This is a genomic window from Saccharopolyspora antimicrobica, from assembly GCF_003635025.1.
In the GTDB taxonomy this organism is placed as follows: domain Bacteria; phylum Actinomycetota; class Actinomycetes; order Mycobacteriales; family Pseudonocardiaceae; genus Saccharopolyspora; species Saccharopolyspora antimicrobica.
Map to the genome: position 1 here is coordinate 3,942,346 of NZ_RBXX01000002.1, position 15,002 is coordinate 3,957,347.

The window sequence follows — 15,002 nt, forward strand, 5'->3', positions numbered from 1 at the left end:
CGGCGGCGCACTCGCGTGGCAGGTTCGATGCCATGGACTGGATCGTCGCTCCCGACGGGAACGGTCGGGCGCTGCCCGACGTCCTGCCGTCCCTGCTCGGCTCGCTGGGCGTGGCCGGGTTCACCGACACCATCGGCTTCCCGGAGTGCCGGAACGCCGCGGTGCTGCTGGTCGACGGGCTCGGCCACGACCTGCTGCGCGATCACGCCGAGGACGCCCCGTTCCTGGCGAGCCTGCTGACCCGGCCGCCGCTGACGGCCGGTTTCCCGACCACCACGGTCACCAGCCTCACCTCGCTGGGCACCGGCCGGTGCGCCGGGGAGCACGGGATCGTCGGCTACACCTTCGCCGAACCGTCCGGCGGTCTGCTGCACCCGCTGAGCTGGTCATCGCGCGGTGACCGCCGCAGCCTGCTGGAGCGCTGGCCGCCGGAGCAGGCGCAGCCGATGTCGACGGTGTTCGACCGCGCCGCGGCGGCCGGGGTCGACGTGCGGACCGCGGTGCCCGCCGAATTCGAGGGCAGCGGCCTGACGCGGGCCGCGATGCGCGGCGCGGAGTTCCGCGGCCAGCGCGCGTTCGGCGATCTGGCCGCGGAAATGCTGGTCGCGCTCAACGCCGACGGTCCGGCACTGTGCTACGGCTACCACGGCCACCTCGACCTGCTCGGCCACGTGCACGGACCCGGCTCGCTGCCGTGGCGGCTGCAGCTGACCCAGCTCGACGGCCTGGTGGCGATGCTGGCCGACCGGCTGCCGCCGGGCGCGGTGCTGGCGGTGATCGCCGACCACGGCATGGTCGAAGCCGACCCCGCCACCGCCTTCGACGCCGACACCGACCCGGCGCTGCGGGAAGGTGTCCGGATGCTCGGCGGCGAAGCGCGGGCCCGGCACGTCTACGTCGAACCCGGTGCGCTCGGCGACGTGCTCGCCGCCTGGCAGGAGCGGATCGGTGATCAGGGCCTGGTGCTGACCGGTGAGCAGGCGATCGACGAGGGCTGGTTCGGCCCGGTGGTGGTCGACGCGGTGCGCCCGCGCATCGGCGACGTGCTGGCGGTCATGCGGGATTCCGAGGTGATCCGGTCGGTGGCCGAACCGGGCGAGGCCGCGCTGCGCGGCCAGCACGGATCGTTGACGGCCGCCGAGCAGCTGATCCCGCTGCTGGTGCTGGGCGGTTGACCGATGGACGAGGGCTTGTTCGGGCCGCGGACCGTGACCTGGCACCTGCACGCGGATCCGGCGATGTGGATTGCCGGGATCTGCGGCCTCTACCTGCAGGCGCTGCACCCGCGAGCGGTGGCCGCCGTGGTGCAGAACTCGCGGTTCCAGGACGACCCGCTGGGACGGCTCCAGCGCACTGGCGACTTCGTCGCCACCACGACCTACGGCACCACTGCCGAAGCCGAGACGGCGGCGGCGCGAGTTCGCGGCGTGCACCGCAAGCTGCGGGGAACCGACCGCCGGACCGGCGAGCAGATCAGGCTCGACGAACCAGAACTGCTGCGCTGGGTGCACTGCGCGGAAGTCACGTCCTTCGCCGGAGTGGTGCGCCGCGCCGGATTCCCGCTGACCACCGCCCAGCTGGACCAGTACTTCGACGAACAGCGCAGGTCGGCGGCACTGGTCGGGCTGGATCCCGCCGAAGTGCCCGGATCGGGCCGGGAGATGGCGGCCTACTTCGCGCGGATGCGACCGCAGCTGCGCCGCACCGACGATTCCGACCTGATCTACCGGTTCCTGCACCGTCCGTTCGCGCCGTGGTGGCTGCTCCCGGTGAACCTCGGCTACCTGCCGCTCGGGCACCTGGCGTACTCGGTGCTGCCGGACTGGGCGCGCCGCGTCCACGGCCGCCCGGCGTACCCGCCGCCGGTGGTCGCGGCCGGGCTGCGCGGCTTCCGCGCGGCGGGGCTGGCAGTCCCGGATCAGGTGCGCTTCCGCTACCCGGGCGACCACGTCCAGCGCGCACTGGACCGGCTCGGCGCGGCGGCTGCGCCCACCACCGGAGTTCCGAGCAGCCCGTGACGCCTTGAAAGCATGGGAACTTTCCTGTCACCGGACTGCGAGCATGGGAACCTTCCTGTCACGCCAGGCGCGCGGGAGGCGCAGGAAGGGAACCTGCCTGCCAGCTACGGGTGCGCGGTGGAGGATGGGAACCTTCCTGCCATCCACCGGCGAGCGAGGTGGAGCTTGGGAACCTTCCTGTCAGCCGAGCGCCGCTCCCGTCCCGCGGGGTGTCACTGGCGGAGCAGCAGGTTGGATCCGTCGGCGAAGTCGATCGAGACGAACGGGTCACCGGCGATCGTCCGCCCCAGCAGCACGTCGCGGATCCCGGCCACCGCGTTCGGCGGCTGCTGCCACCACGTGATCAGCGACGTGTTCAGTCCGGGCAGCGGTGCCGGCGGTGGGATCTGGTGCGGGGGCAGGTCGACGAACCGGGCCGGGATGACCACCGCGATGCGCTGGTTGGTGGCGACCAGCCAGGCGTAGCCGTTGCCCGCGGCCAGCACGTCGGCGACCTGGACGGCGAGTCGGCCGCCGTCGGCCGCGCTCGCCCAGCCGCGAATTCCCCAGTCGTGCACCCACTCGTCGCCCAGGTGGCCGCCCCGGGCGGTCAGCTCGGAGGGCTTCAGGTAGGTCTCCGACACTTCCTGGGTGCACTTCGGCACCGGGTTGACCGGTGTGTGCGGAACGCTGGTCCGACCGGCCACAGTGGAGGCCAGATATCCCGGTCGGCGTTCGAAGATCCGGTGGAACGACTCACCGCGCTGCAGCCAGCCGTGCTCGGCCACCTTCGCCACGTCAGCCGGCCGGGCTACCAAGTCGATCCTCCGAGCGTGTTGCGGGCGAGCTGGAGCGCCCGGTTCGGGTCGGCCTTCGACGGAATCCGGAGATCGAGCCGGGACTGGTCCGCGAAGGTGATCTGCAGGTAGTTCCCGCTGCGATCGTCCTTGTCGTAGCCCGGCCGCCGGAAGTTGCGCTGACCGACGTCGTAGCCGGTGACCTGGTCCGCGCCGATGCAGGCCTTCTCGACGACCTCGGGGGTCTGGACCTGCTCCCCGTGGTCGAAGAACCGCCCCTTGCTGTTGATCGTGCTGTGCATGGCGCCCGCGAAGTCGTCGGCGAACCTGCCGACCGGGCCGGTCACCTGCATGACCTTGTCCATGCCCTTGTCGAGCCAGTCGCGGGAGCCTTCCGGGAACTCGGCGATCTCCAGCAGCGCCAGCCGGGTCGGCGTCGCCACCAGGATCCCCGGTTTCTCACCGGGCGACTTGTCACCGGAGGTGCCGCTCATCCGCACGGCCAGGGAGTCGGCGTCGCGCGCTGAGACGATGGCCGACGGCGAGTTCCGGTCGTCGGCCTGCTCGTCGACCGAGTTGAAGACGGCGGAGACCCGCATCGACAGCGCACCGGCCTGGAACAGCGCCCGGGCCGCCAGGCCGCGCTTGCGCTTGCCGTGCTCGTCCAGGCCGGCCACCTCGAACAGCGGAATGTGGAACGGATCCGGGAAAGCCCAGGTGATGGGCTCTCCCGGCTTGCACCACCAAGATCTGGCGCTCAGGACCAGGTGTTCCAAGTTGTAGGTCATCCGCTATTCCGTCCGCATCGCGGTTATGAGAAGCCCTTCTCCTGCGCGGCCTTGCTCTCCTCGGGGGTGAGCTCGCCGCTGATCCGCTGGTCCGCCTCGTCGTACATCGCCTTGGGGATCTCCTTGACCGCCTGACCCGTGACTGTATCGGTAACGGCGTTGACCCCGGCACCGAAGAGGCTGGGCGAGCCGCCGAGGACGCCGCCGATCGCCTTGCCCGCGAGGTTGGCGGCCAGCGCCTCCTCGCCGGTCTTGTGCAGCCCCTGGCCCTTCATGAAGACGTTGCTGGTCTTAGAGGTGGCGAACTCGCGCAGCACCTCACCGGTGTTGGGGTCCTTCACCGTTTCGATCTTGCTCTTGGAGATCTGCCGGGTGAGCAGACGGCCGAGCTTGCCGGTTTCGCGGATCCGGTTGAGCAGCTCTTCGAGCTTCTTCAGCCACTTGTAGAGCTGGGCCTGGATCTTCGCGACCTGCATGGCGATCCGGCCACCGGTGATGCCGACCGACGCGGTCGTCGTGGCACCGGCGGCCCCGACCGAGGCACCCGCGGTGATCCACGACGCGGCGAGCGCGGCCAGCCACTGGATGATCAGGCTGATGATCAGCTCGGTGAGCAGGTCGATGACGAACTGGACGAACATGTCGAACATGTCCGCAATGCCGTCGAGGGTCTCCTTGAGCCCGCGGACGTCCTCGGCCAGCGCCTTGGTGCCTTCGCCGAACTCGGTCATCTGCTTGCGGAAGGCGTTGCCGTCTTCGCCGACCCAGGTCTCGGCGGTCGCTTCAGCGCGCTTGGGCTCCTGCTCGGCGACCTCGTCGAGCCACTGCGCGACCTGATCCCAGCCCTTGCCGGTGGCGCGCATCTGCTCCGGGTCGCCGATGGCCTGCTCGGCGATCTCGATCAGCGGCGTCATCACGATCGACACCAGGAAGCCGAGGCCGTTGTCCAGCAGCGCCTGGCCGGGGTTCGACAGCAGCTCCATCTGCTCCTGGCGCGCCGAGATGACCGCGGAGGTCCACTCGGGTGCGGCGGAGCCGTCCGCGAGGTTGCCGCCGTTGGTGTTGATCGCCGCGTCCCGCATGCCGTAGGCGGCGTTGGCCGCGGACGAGCCGCGGGTCAGGGTCTGCTCGGCCCAGTTCTTGCGGGTGGCGTCGCCCTGGTTCAGCTCTTCGAAGGTTCCCGGCCCGCTCATCCCGCAAGTCCTTCCCCGGCCTTGTTCAGCATTTCGATGATCTGCTGCTCGGTCTCGTCGTAGTCCTTGACGGTGTCTTCGAGCGCCTGCTTGGTCTCGGTGAGGAACTGCTGGGCCTTCTGGGCCATCTCCTGGCAGCCCTGCAGTGTCTCGAAGTATTTGTCGCTGATGCCCACGGCGTTGCCGATGGGACCGAAGCACTGGTCGTCGGTTCGCGCCTGCTCCAGCAGCTGGGCAAGCTGTCCGAACTTGTCGGCCAAGCTCTCCGAGCCGCTGCCGTGCCCGGACAACGTGCCGGGCGTCATCTTCAGCTCGCCACCCACGGTGTCCCCCTTGAGTAAGAACGTCTGATTGCCGAAGTCTCATCGGCTTCGACGTTGTTCGGGCGTTGTCGGTTCCGGCCGATTCCGCGGAGTCCTGCCGCTCCGGGTCGGGCCGCCGGGAAATGATGTTCGAAACAGCCTACCTGGGGATTCGGCGACATCAAGGGGGCCTTCTCGTCGTTCGCGCCGCAGCAATGCGCATAGCGGATCTTTCGGTTCTTACCGGCATTCTGGGTTGCGAGCATGGGAACTTTCCTGTCATCCGCCTCCCCTGAGGGGCGCACGCAAAGGGGCGTCCCGGACATTTTCGGCACTTCGGGGTGGAGCTTGGGAACCTTCCTGTCATCCAGGCTCCGAGAATGTGCGAAAGGGATCTTTCGGGCGTTCCCATCGATCCGGATGCGAGCATGGGAACCTTCCTGTCACCCCCGTGCGGCTGGTGCCGTTAGCGCGAGGGGGTCCGGTCGGCGCTGTCCGGCGGGCCGACCTGGTGCGAGCATGGGAACTTTCCTGTCACCGGAGCACGCGCCAGCTGGGTTTCGCGCGCTCGCCGGGGGCACAATCAGATCGTGCGGGCAGTCTTGTCCACCTCTTGTATCTATGTTGTGAACAACATAAGGTTCCGCCTTGAACGGAACGGGTTTTCCGCAAAGCGGAATATCTCCGGGAGGCTGAGCAATGCAGTCGACCAGCACCGAGACCGAGCAACGCGCGCTGGAACAAGTCGTGCAGCAGTTCCGCGCCGCGCTGCCGCCGAACATGGTGATCACCGATCCGCAGCAGCTGCGCACCTACGAGTGCGACGGCCTGGCCAGCCACCGCGTCGTGCCCGCCGCGGTCGTGCTGCCCGAGACCGCTGAGCAGGTTCGCGACGTCGTCCGGATCTGCGCCGAGCACGAGGTGCCCTTCGTGGCGCGCGGATCGGGAACCGGGTTGTCCGGCGGGGCGCTGCCGCACTCCTCCGGAGTGCTGGTGGTGACCGCGAAGATGCGGCGGATCCTGGAGATCGACCTGGCCAACGAGCGCGCCGTGGTGGAACCCGGCGTGATCAATCTCGACGTCACCAGGGCCGTGGAGGACCGCGGCTACTACTTCGCGCCGGACCCCTCCAGCCAGCAGGTCTGCTCGGTCGGCGGCAACGTCGCGGAGAACTCCGGCGGGGCGCACTGCCTCAAGTACGGGTTCACCACCAACCACATCCTCGCGCTCGAAGTCGTCACGCCCGACGGGGAGGTGGTCGAGCTCGGCGGGCCGGCGCGGGAAACCGCCGGCTACGACCTGCTCGGCGCGTTCATCGGCAGCGAAGGCACCCTCGGCGTGGTCACCAAGATCACCGTTCGGTTGCTGCGCAAACCCGAGTCCGTGCAGACGCTGCTCGCCGGGTTCCCGTCGACCGACGAGGCGGGCGCGGCGGTGTCGGCGATCATCGCCGACGGCGTCACCCCGGCCGCGATCGAGATGATGGACGCCCTGGCCATCGAGGCGGCCGAGCAGGCCGTGCACTGCGGCTACCCGGAAGGTGCGGGCGCGGTGCTGGTCGTCGAGCTGGACGGTCCGGCCGCCGAGGTCGAGCACACCTTCGCCGAGGTGGAGCGGCACTGCGGGGCGCACGGGGCGTTCGAGATCCGGGTCGCCGCCGACGACCACGAGCGGGCGATGATCTGGAAGGGCCGCAAGTCCGCGTTCGCCGCGGTCGGCCGCATCAGCCCCGACTACATCGTGCAGGACGGAGTGATCCCGCGGACGGCGCTGCCCGAGGTGCTCGGTCGCATCGCCCGGCTGTCCGCCGAATCCGGGGTGCGCGTCGCCAACGTCTTCCACGCGGGCGACGGCAACCTGCACCCGCTGGTGCTCTTCGACGACTCCGAGCCCGGCGCCAACGAGCGCGCCGAGCAGGTCTCCGGCGCGATCCTCGACCTGTGCATCGAGCACGGCGGCTCGATCACCGGGGAGCACGGCGTCGGCGCGGACAAGGTCAAGTACATGGGCCGCATGTTTACCGCCGACGACCTGGACACCATGCAGCGCGTGCGCTGCGCCTTCGACCCGGCCGGGATCTGCAACCCGGGCAAGGTGTTCCCGACCCCGAGGCTCTGCGGCGAGGTTCCCGGGCCCCGCCGCGGCGTGCACCCACTGACCGAAGCGGGATTGGCGGACCAGTTCTGATGCCCACTACGACCAAGGACGCGCTCGCCGCCGCGCTGGGCGCGGAGAACGTGCGCGACGCCGCCGAATCGGACGCGGTGTGCGGTGTCCGTCCACAATGGGTGGCCACGGTGGACAGCACCGAGCGCGCTTCGGCGGCGATGAAGGTGGCCGCCGAGCACGGACTGCGGGTGGTGCCGAAGGGCTCCGGCAGCAAGCTCGACTGGGGAGCCGCGCCGACGGCCGTCGACCTGCTGCTCGACGTCTCCGCGTCGACCGGCATCGTCGAGCACGCAGCGGGCGATCTCGTCGTGCACGCCCTGGCCGGAACCCCGATCGCCGAAGTCGGCAACGTCGTGCGCGCGGCCGGTCAGCAGCTCGCGATCGACCAGCCGCTGCCGACCGCGACCGTGGGCGGGGTCGTCGCCACCGGCGCCTCCGGCCCCTGCCGCCACCTCTTCGGCGGGGTGCGCGACCTGCTCATCGGCATCACCGTGGTGCGCGCCGACGGAACGGTGACCACGGCGGGCGGCAAGGTGGTCAAGAACGTCGCGGGCTACGACCTCGGCAAGCTCTACACCGGCTCCTTCGGCACCCTCGGCGTGATCACCGAGGCGGTGTTCCGCCTCCACCCGGTGTCCGCCGAGCACCGCTGGATCTCGGTAACCGCCGCCGATCCGGCAACGGCCGGTGCCCTGGCCGACGAGATCCGGCACTCGCAGGCGGTGCCCACCGCGATCGAGCTCGACCGCCCCCGGCCCGACGGGCCGATCACGGTGTGCGCGCAGCTCGAAGGCCGCCCAGCGGCGACGCACGACCGGGCCGCCGAGCTCGCCGCGACGCTCGGCCACGAGGCGCAAGTGCTGGAACAAGCCCCGGCGTGGTGGGGGAGTCACCCGTTCGAACCGGCCGGAACCGGCCTGCGCGTGGCCGCCGAACCGGCGAAGCTGCCGCACCTGCTGGCCGCGATCCAGGACGCCGCAGCCGGACTCCCGGTGACGACTCGCGGCGCAGCCGGACTCGGCGTGCTCCACGCGGGCCTGCCCGCCGACACCGACCCGGCCGCGGTCGCCGGACTCGTCACCGCCCTGCGAGCCCGCTGCGAGTACGCGGTGGTGGAGCGCGCACCGCGAGCCGTCCTCGCCGAGATCGACCCGTGGGGGCCGGTCGCACCGGGACTGCTGACGTTGATGCGCCGGACCAAGGACCAGTTCGACCCGGAGCACCGGCTCGCCCCGGGCCGGTTCGTGGGAGGAATCTGATGACCGAGACCCCGGCCCGCCCAGGAGCCTTCGACGACCACCACCCGCCGCAGCGCGAACTCGTCGACGACTGCGTGCACTGCGGTTTCTGCCTGCCGACCTGCCCCACCTACGACCTGTGGGGCGAGGAGATGGACTCGCCGCGCGGCCGCATCTACCTGATGAAGGAAGGCCTGGAGGGCGAGCCCCTGACCGACACCATGGTCGGGCACTTCGACGCCTGCCTGGGCTGCATGGCGTGCGTGAGCGCCTGCCCGTCCGGTGTGCAGTACGGGACGCTGATCACCGAAACGCGCGCGCAGGTGGAGCGGCGGCACGAGCGCGGCAAGTGGGAGCGCCTCATGCGCACCGCGATCTTCACGCTGTTCCCGTACCCGCGGCGGCTGAGCGCGCTGCGCGGCCCGCTGGCGCTCTACCAGCGGCTGGGCCTCGGCAAACTCGCCAAGAAATCCGGGCTGATGGCGAAGCTGCCCGAAGGCCTGCAGGCGATGGAATCGCTGGCACCGCCGATCAAACGCGCGCCCAAGCTCGGCCACCGGGTTCCGGCGCGGGGCAAGCGGCGCGCCACCATCGGCATGATCACCGGCTGCGTGCAGAGCGCGTTCTTCCCCGACGTCAACGCCGCGACGGCCCGCATCCTCGCCGCCGAGGGCTGCGACGTCGTGATCCCCCGCGCCCAGGGCTGCTGCGGAGCGCTCAGCGAGCACTCGGGCCGGGAAGCCGAAGCGGTGAAGTTCGCGCGCGACCTGCTCGACGTGTTCGAGCGGTCCAACGTGGACTACGTGGTCATCAACTCGGCGGGCTGCGGGTCAACGCTCAAGGAGTACCCGCGACTCCTCCAGGACGACCCCGAATACGCGGCGAAAGCCGAGAAGTTCTCGGCCCGGGTGCGCGACATCGCCGAACTGCTGGTGGAACTCGGCCCGGTCGCCGAACGCCACCCGCTCCCGGTCGAGGTGGCCTACCACGACGCCTGCCACCTCGCCCACGGCCAGGGCATCCGCTCCCAACCGCGCGAACTGCTGCGCGCGATCCCCGGCCTGGAGATCCGCGAGATCAGCCGCGGCGAACTGTGCTGCGGTTCGGCGGGCGTCTACAACCTGCTCCAACCGGAACCGGCGCGGGAACTGGGCGACCGCAAGGCCGACCACGTCCTGGCCACCGGAGCGAGCCTGCTGGTCACGGCCAACCCGGGCTGCTCGATGCAGATCCGCACCGCGCTGGAGCGCCGCGGCGAGCACCTGGCCATGGCGCACACGGTCCAGGTCCTGGACGCCTCGATCCGCGGACTGGGCGTGGAGCCACTGCTGCGCGGCTGACGGACGGCGACGGCGGGGCCGGTGAAGGCCCCGCCGTCGCGATGTCCGCCGGTGCGAGCATGGGAACCTTCCTGTCACCGACCCGCGAGCATGGGAACCTTCCTGTCACGCCGCAGCGCGGCCGCGGCCCGGCGACGACGAGGGGACGACCTTTGACCGACCAGGAGAGGCAGTCCGGCTGCCTGGCCTGCGACCTTTCCTCCGGCGCGACCCACCTCCCGGGCGGGCGGGTGCACGCGACCCGGTTGTGGGTGGTGGAGCACTGCATCGGCCCGCTCGGCGTCGGCACGCTGGTGGTCAAACCGCGCCGCCACGTCCTGCACATCGCGGAGCTGACCGCGGAGGAGAGCGCCGAGCTCGGACCGCTCCTGCAGCGGGTGACCGCCGCGATCGAGGAAGTCCTGCTCCCGGAGCAGGTCTACGCGTGCCTGTGGTCGCACTCGGGCGGCGTACCGGGGCACATCCACTTCGTCGTGCAGCCCGCCACCCGCGAACTGATGAACCAGTACGGCGCCTACGGGCCCGCCCTGCAGATGGCGATGTTCACCGAAGCCGACATGCCGGACGAAGCAGCGGTGGCCGCGATCTGCACCCGCTACCGGGCGGTGTTCGACGCTTGAGGTGACAGGAAAGTTCCCATCCTCGCAAGCGCGCAACGGTCAGCTGCACGAGCTGGGCAGGATGGCGGGCGCCGGGTCCAGCACGAACCGCTCGCCGTCCCGGACGATGTTCCAGCCCGAGCAGAGCGCGGCGCCGCCCGCGGCGAACCTCGCCACCACGGCCTGCGCGTCTCCGACCCGGATGAGGTCGACGGTGGTGCCGCTCTTCTCCACCGCGTTCCACTTGTCGAGGTAGGCCTTGGCGTATTCGCCGTCGGCGTCCGCCCCGCGGGCGAAGGTGACGAGGAGCTTTTCCGGGTCCGATACCGCGAGCGCTTCCTCGACCTTGCCGCGGAGCTCTTCGGGACTCGCCCCGCCGCGGTCGAAGTTGTCCGGGTTCGCGTAGATCTGCACCGAGATGAAGGTGAGCCACCCGGCGACGATGATGATCAGGATCCCGAACCAGAACCTCGACCTCGCCGACCCCTTCCGCACGTCGGACCTGGTCATGCTCCGCCTCCCCGCTCGCCCGGCTCTCCCCGCCGCGGGAGCCTACCCGTGGCTGTGCGCTGGGACGCCCGTTCGCGCTGGTGGTGAAGCCGAGCTCTCATTCCCGGAGTCCGCCGGGCCGGTTCCCGCCCGCGGGGACACCGACCGAGCCGGTGCGAGCATGGGAACCTTCCTGTCACCCGCGCTGCCGGACCTGCGCCGGTGAGGGCAATCCCTTCCTCCACCGGCGAGGGCGACCCGGGATCGCCGCGCACGTCGAATCGGATTCCTGGTCCTGCGGCCACGACCGTGGTCCGTCGTGCTGGTCGGCGGTCGCGCCGCCGAGCACCGCCCGGCTGCTAGCAGGAGGTGGCCAATCGATCGGTCGGAGTTCGGGCTCGCGCCGATCGATGCGGGTGGCCGCTTCGCTAACCCCACCCGAACCGACGCGAGGTGGTAGGACTTGGGACAGGCAGTTGGGCGCCTGCTCAACTGCTGTTAGAGCACGTTCGCCCCACAATCGCCCCATTAATGAGGGCCTACGGGCAGGTCGAGAACACCTTGACTGTGACAGCTTTGGTGTCACACTCTGAGTGGAGCACCTGCCGCAACGAGGAGGCACGCCGCACATGTCCGAGGCGTTCGTCTACGACGCGATCCGCACACCGCGCGGTCGCGGCAAGAAAACCGGGTCGCTGCACGGGGTCAAACCGATCAGCCTGGTCGTGGGCCTCATCCAGGAGCTGCAGCGCCGTCATCCCGAGTTGGATCCCGCGCTGATCGACGACGTCGTGCTCGGCGTCGTCTCGCCGGTCTCCGACCAGGGCGGCGACATCGCCAAGACCGCCGCGCTGGCCGCCGGGCTGCCGGAGACGGTCAGCGGCGTGCAGCTCAACCGCTTCTGCGCCTCGGGCCTGGAAGCCGTCAACATCGCCGCGCAGAAGGTGCGCTCCGGCTGGGAGGACGCCGTGCTGGCCGGCGGCGTCGAGTCCATGTCGCGGGTGCCGATGGGCTCCGACGGCGGCGCCTGGGCGCTGGACCCCGAGACGAACTACGACACGGCGTTCGTGCCGCAGGGCATCGGCGCCGACCTCATCGCCACCATCGAGGGCTTCGACCGGACCACAGTGGACGCCTACGCCGCGGAGTCGCAGACCCGCGCCGCCAAGGCCTGGGCCGACGGCCGCTTCGCCCGCTCCGTGGTGCCGGTCAGCGACCGCAACGGCCAGGTCGTCCTGGACCGCGACGAGCACATCCGCGCGAACACCACCACCGACAGCCTCGGCGGGCTGAAGTCGTCCTTCGCCGACATCGGCGAGCTCGGCGGGTTCGACGCCGTGGCGCTGCAGAAGTACCACTGGATCGAGCGCATCGACCACGTGCACACGGCGGGCAACTCCTCCGGCATCGTCGACGGCGCGGCCCTCGCCCTGATCGGCAGCGAAGCGCTCGGCGAGCGCACCGGTCTGCGCCCGCGCGCCCGCATCGTCGCCGCCGCGCTCAGCGGTGCGGACCCGACGATCATGCTGACCGGCCCCGGACCGGCCGTGCGCAAGGCCCTGGCCAAGGCCGAGCTGAGCATCGACCAGATCGACCTGGTGGAGATCAACGAGGCGTTCGCCGCCGTCCCGCTGAAGTTCATGAAGGAGTTCGGCGTCAGCCACGAGAAGGTCAACGTCAACGGCGGCGCGATCGCGATGGGACACCCGCTGGGCGCCACCGGGGCGATGATCCTGGGCACCCTGATCGACGAGCTGGAGCGCCGCAACCAGCGCTACGGCCTGGCCACGCTGTGCATCGGCGGCGGCATGGGGATCGCGACGATCGTGGAACGCATCGGCTGAAGGACACATCACACATGAGCGAGCAAAACACCATCCGCTGGTCCTCCGACGCCGACGGCATCGTTGTGCTGACCCTGGACGACCCGCAGCAGCAGGCCAACACCATGAACGAGCGCTACCAGCGCAGCATGGACGAAACCCTGCAGCGCCTGGAGAACGAGCGCGAGAACATCTCCGGGGTCGTCATCACCTCCGCGAAGAGCACCTTCTTCGCCGGCGGTGACCTGCGCGAACTCGTCCAGGCGCGCTCCGGCGACGCCGCGCGCGTCACCGAGACCACCACCGCCGTCAAGAAGCAGCTGCGCCGGCTGGAAACCCTCGGCGTCCCGGTCGTGGCGGCGCTCAACGGCACCGCGCTCGGCGGCGGCCTGGAGATCGCGCTGGCCTGCCACCACCGCATCGCGCTGAACGACCCCAAGTCCCGCTTCGGATTCCCCGAGGTGACCCTCGGCCTGCTGCCCGGCGCGGGCGGTGTGGTGCGCTCGGTGCGGATGCTGGGCATCGCCGACGCGCTGCTCAACGTGCTGCTGCAGGGGCAGCGGCTGCGCCCGGAGAAGGCCGCCAAGATCGGCATCGTCGACGAGCTGGTCGACACGCCCGAGCAGCTGCTGGCCCGCGCCAAGGAGTGGATCAAGGCCAACCCCGACTCGGCCCAGCCGTGGGACAAGCCCGGCCACAAGATCCCCGGCGGCACCCCGTCGAACCCGAAGTTCGCCGCCAACCTGCCCGCGTTCCCCGCGAACCTGCGCAAGCAGCTCAAGGGCGCTCCGCTGCCCGCGCCGAAGAACATCATGGCCGCCGCGGTCGAGGGCGCGCAGGTCGACTTCGACACCGCGCTGACCATCGAGGGCCGCTACTTCGTGGAGCTCGTGTGCGGGCAGACCGCCAAGAACATGAGCAAGGCGTTCTTCTTCGACCTGCAGCACATCAATTCCGGCGGCAGCCGCCCGTCCGGTGAACCCACCTGGCGGGCCGAGAAGGTCGCCGTCCTCGGCGGCGGCATGATGGGCGCCGGCATCGCCTACGTCTGCGCCAAGGCCGGCATGCAGGTGGTGCTCAAGGACATCTCCCTCGAAGCCGCCGAGAAGGGCAAGGACTACTCGGTGAAGCTGGAGGAGAAGGCCATCGCCCGCGGCCGCTCCACCCGCGAGAAGTCCGATGCGCTGCTGGCCCGCATCACGCCCACCGACCAGCTGGAACCGCTGTCCGGCTGCGACCTGGTGATCGAAGCGGTCTTCGAGGACACCAAGCTCAAGCACCAGGTCTACGGCGAGGTCCAGGACGTCGTCGACGGTGACGCGCTGATCGCCTCCAACACCTCGACGCTGCCCATCACCGGGCTCGCCGAGGGCGTGCGCCGCCGCGAGGACTTCATCGGCCTGCACTTCTTCTCCCCGGTGGACAAGATGCCGCTGGTGGAGATCATCTGCGGCGAGCACACCAGCGACAAGGCGCTGGCCCGCGCCTTCGACGTGGTGCAGCAGATCAAGAAGACGCCGATCGTGGTCAACGACAGCCGCGGCTTCTTCACCAGCCGGGTCATCGGCACCTTCCTCAACGAGGGCGTGTCGATGCTCGCCGAGGGCATCCACCCGGCGTCGATCGAGCAGGCCTCGGCGCAGGCCGGATTCCCGGCACCGGTGCTGCAGCTGTTCGACGAGCTCACCTTCACCCTGCCGCGCAAGATCCGCGACGAGAGCCGCCGCGCGGTCGAGGCGGCAGGAGGCACCTGGACGCCGCACCCGGCCGAGCAGGTGCTGGACCGGATGATCGACGAGTTCGACCGCAAGGGCCGCTCCAGCGGAGCCGGTTTCTACGACTACGCCGACGGCAAGCGCACCGGCCTGTGGCCGGGCCTGGCCGAGCACTTCGGCACCGACCGCGACCCGTCCGAAGTGGACATCGCGGACCTCCGGGAGCGGATGCTGTTCGTGGAGGCGCTGGAAACCGTCAAGTGCTTCGACGAAGGCGTGCTGCGATCGGTGCCGGACGCCAACATCGGCTCGATCTTCGGCATCGGCTTCCCGGCCTGGACCGGCGGTGTCGTGCAGTACATGAACGGCTACCCCGGCGGCCTGGCCGGATTCGTGGCCCGCGCCCGGGAACTGGCCGACCGCTACGGGCCCCGCTTCGACCCGCCCGCCTCTCTGGTGAGCCGGGCCGAAGCAGGTGAGCCCTTCGACATCGGCGAACCGGACGAGGGAATCGTCTCCGCCACCGCGGCGTGACCCGCGCCGGGTGGGCGC

At 70.3% G+C, this 15,002-nt stretch carries 13 protein-coding genes; 8 read left to right on the forward strand and 5 right to left on the reverse strand.

Annotated features, from left to right (window positions below):
- Positions 1-32: 32 nt before the first annotated feature.
- Both ATL45_RS19190 and ATL45_RS19195 read left to right on the forward strand, forming a co-directional pair.
- Positions 33-1,175: an alkaline phosphatase family protein gene (locus tag ATL45_RS19190; protein ID WP_093157842.1), complete on the forward strand. Its 1,143-nt coding sequence runs from the start codon at positions 33-35 to the stop codon at positions 1,173-1,175.
- Between the two features lie 3 nt (positions 1,176-1,178).
- Positions 1,179-2,018 (forward strand): oxygenase MpaB family protein, encoded by an 840-nt coding sequence (locus tag ATL45_RS19195; protein ID WP_093157841.1) that lies wholly within the window; start codon positions 1,179-1,181, stop codon positions 2,016-2,018.
- 212 nt (positions 2,019-2,230) lie between these two features.
- Here ATL45_RS19195 and ATL45_RS19200 read toward each other — a convergent pair whose 3' ends face one another.
- Genes ATL45_RS19200 through ATL45_RS19215 form a run of 4 tightly spaced genes read right to left on the reverse strand, consistent with a single transcriptional unit; the run spans position 2,231 to position 5,098 of the window.
- Positions 2,231-2,815, reverse strand: a complete 585-nt coding sequence (locus ATL45_RS19200; RefSeq protein ID WP_143121750.1) for a hypothetical protein — start codon at positions 2,813-2,815, stop codon at positions 2,231-2,233.
- Positions 2,809-3,582: a hypothetical protein gene (locus ATL45_RS19205; RefSeq protein ID WP_093157838.1), complete on the reverse strand. Its 774-nt coding sequence runs from the start codon at positions 3,580-3,582 to the stop codon at positions 2,809-2,811. Before ATL45_RS19205 ends, ATL45_RS19200 begins: the two co-directional genes overlap by 7 nt.
- A 23-nt stretch (positions 3,583-3,605) precedes the next feature.
- A complete protein-coding gene (locus tag ATL45_RS19210) occupies positions 3,606-4,775 on the reverse strand; it encodes a WXG100 family type VII secretion target (protein ID WP_093157836.1) in 1,170 nt (389 codons plus the stop codon).
- Positions 4,772-5,098: a hypothetical protein gene (locus ATL45_RS19215; RefSeq protein ID WP_093157835.1), complete on the reverse strand. Its 327-nt coding sequence runs from the start codon at positions 5,096-5,098 to the stop codon at positions 4,772-4,774. Before ATL45_RS19215 ends, ATL45_RS19210 begins: the two co-directional genes overlap by 4 nt.
- A gap of 678 nt (positions 5,099-5,776) precedes the next feature.
- Between ATL45_RS19215 and ATL45_RS19220 the strand changes: the two genes are divergently transcribed.
- The 4 genes from ATL45_RS19220 (at position 5,777) to ATL45_RS19235 (ending at position 10,444) form a co-directional block, all read left to right on the forward strand.
- A complete protein-coding gene (locus ATL45_RS19220; RefSeq protein WP_093157833.1) occupies positions 5,777-7,264 on the forward strand; it encodes an FAD-linked oxidase C-terminal domain-containing protein in 1,488 nt (495 codons plus the stop codon).
- Complete coding sequence (locus ATL45_RS19225) at positions 7,264-8,505, forward strand: FAD-binding oxidoreductase (protein ID WP_093157832.1); 1,242 nt, start codon at positions 7,264-7,266, stop codon at positions 8,503-8,505. Before ATL45_RS19220 ends, ATL45_RS19225 begins: the two co-directional genes overlap by 1 nt.
- Entirely contained in the window at positions 8,505-9,824 is a 1,320-nt protein-coding gene (locus ATL45_RS19230; RefSeq protein ID WP_093157830.1) for a (Fe-S)-binding protein, read from the forward strand. Before ATL45_RS19225 ends, ATL45_RS19230 begins: the two co-directional genes overlap by 1 nt.
- Positions 9,825-9,976: 152 nt before the next feature.
- On the forward strand, positions 9,977-10,444 hold the full coding sequence (locus tag ATL45_RS19235; RefSeq protein WP_093157829.1) for an HIT family protein: 468 nt from the start codon (positions 9,977-9,979) through the stop codon (positions 10,442-10,444).
- A gap of 39 nt (positions 10,445-10,483) precedes the next feature.
- Here the strand turns inward: ATL45_RS19235 and ATL45_RS19240 are convergent, their stop codons facing one another.
- Entirely contained in the window at positions 10,484-10,933 is a 450-nt protein-coding gene (locus tag ATL45_RS19240; RefSeq protein WP_093157827.1) for a hypothetical protein, read from the reverse strand.
- Positions 10,934-11,541: 608 nt separating this feature from the next.
- Between ATL45_RS19240 and ATL45_RS19245 the strand changes: the two genes are divergently transcribed.
- Complete coding sequence (locus tag ATL45_RS19245) at positions 11,542-12,756, forward strand: acetyl-CoA C-acetyltransferase (protein WP_093157826.1); 1,215 nt, start codon at positions 11,542-11,544, stop codon at positions 12,754-12,756.
- A 14-nt stretch (positions 12,757-12,770) separates the two neighbouring features.
- Positions 12,771-14,984 carry a 3-hydroxyacyl-CoA dehydrogenase NAD-binding domain-containing protein gene (locus ATL45_RS19250; RefSeq protein WP_093157824.1) on the forward strand — a complete coding sequence of 738 codons (2,214 nt, stop codon included), beginning with the start codon at positions 12,771-12,773 and terminating at the stop codon, positions 14,982-14,984.
- The last annotated feature ends 18 nt before the right edge of the window (positions 14,985-15,002 follow it).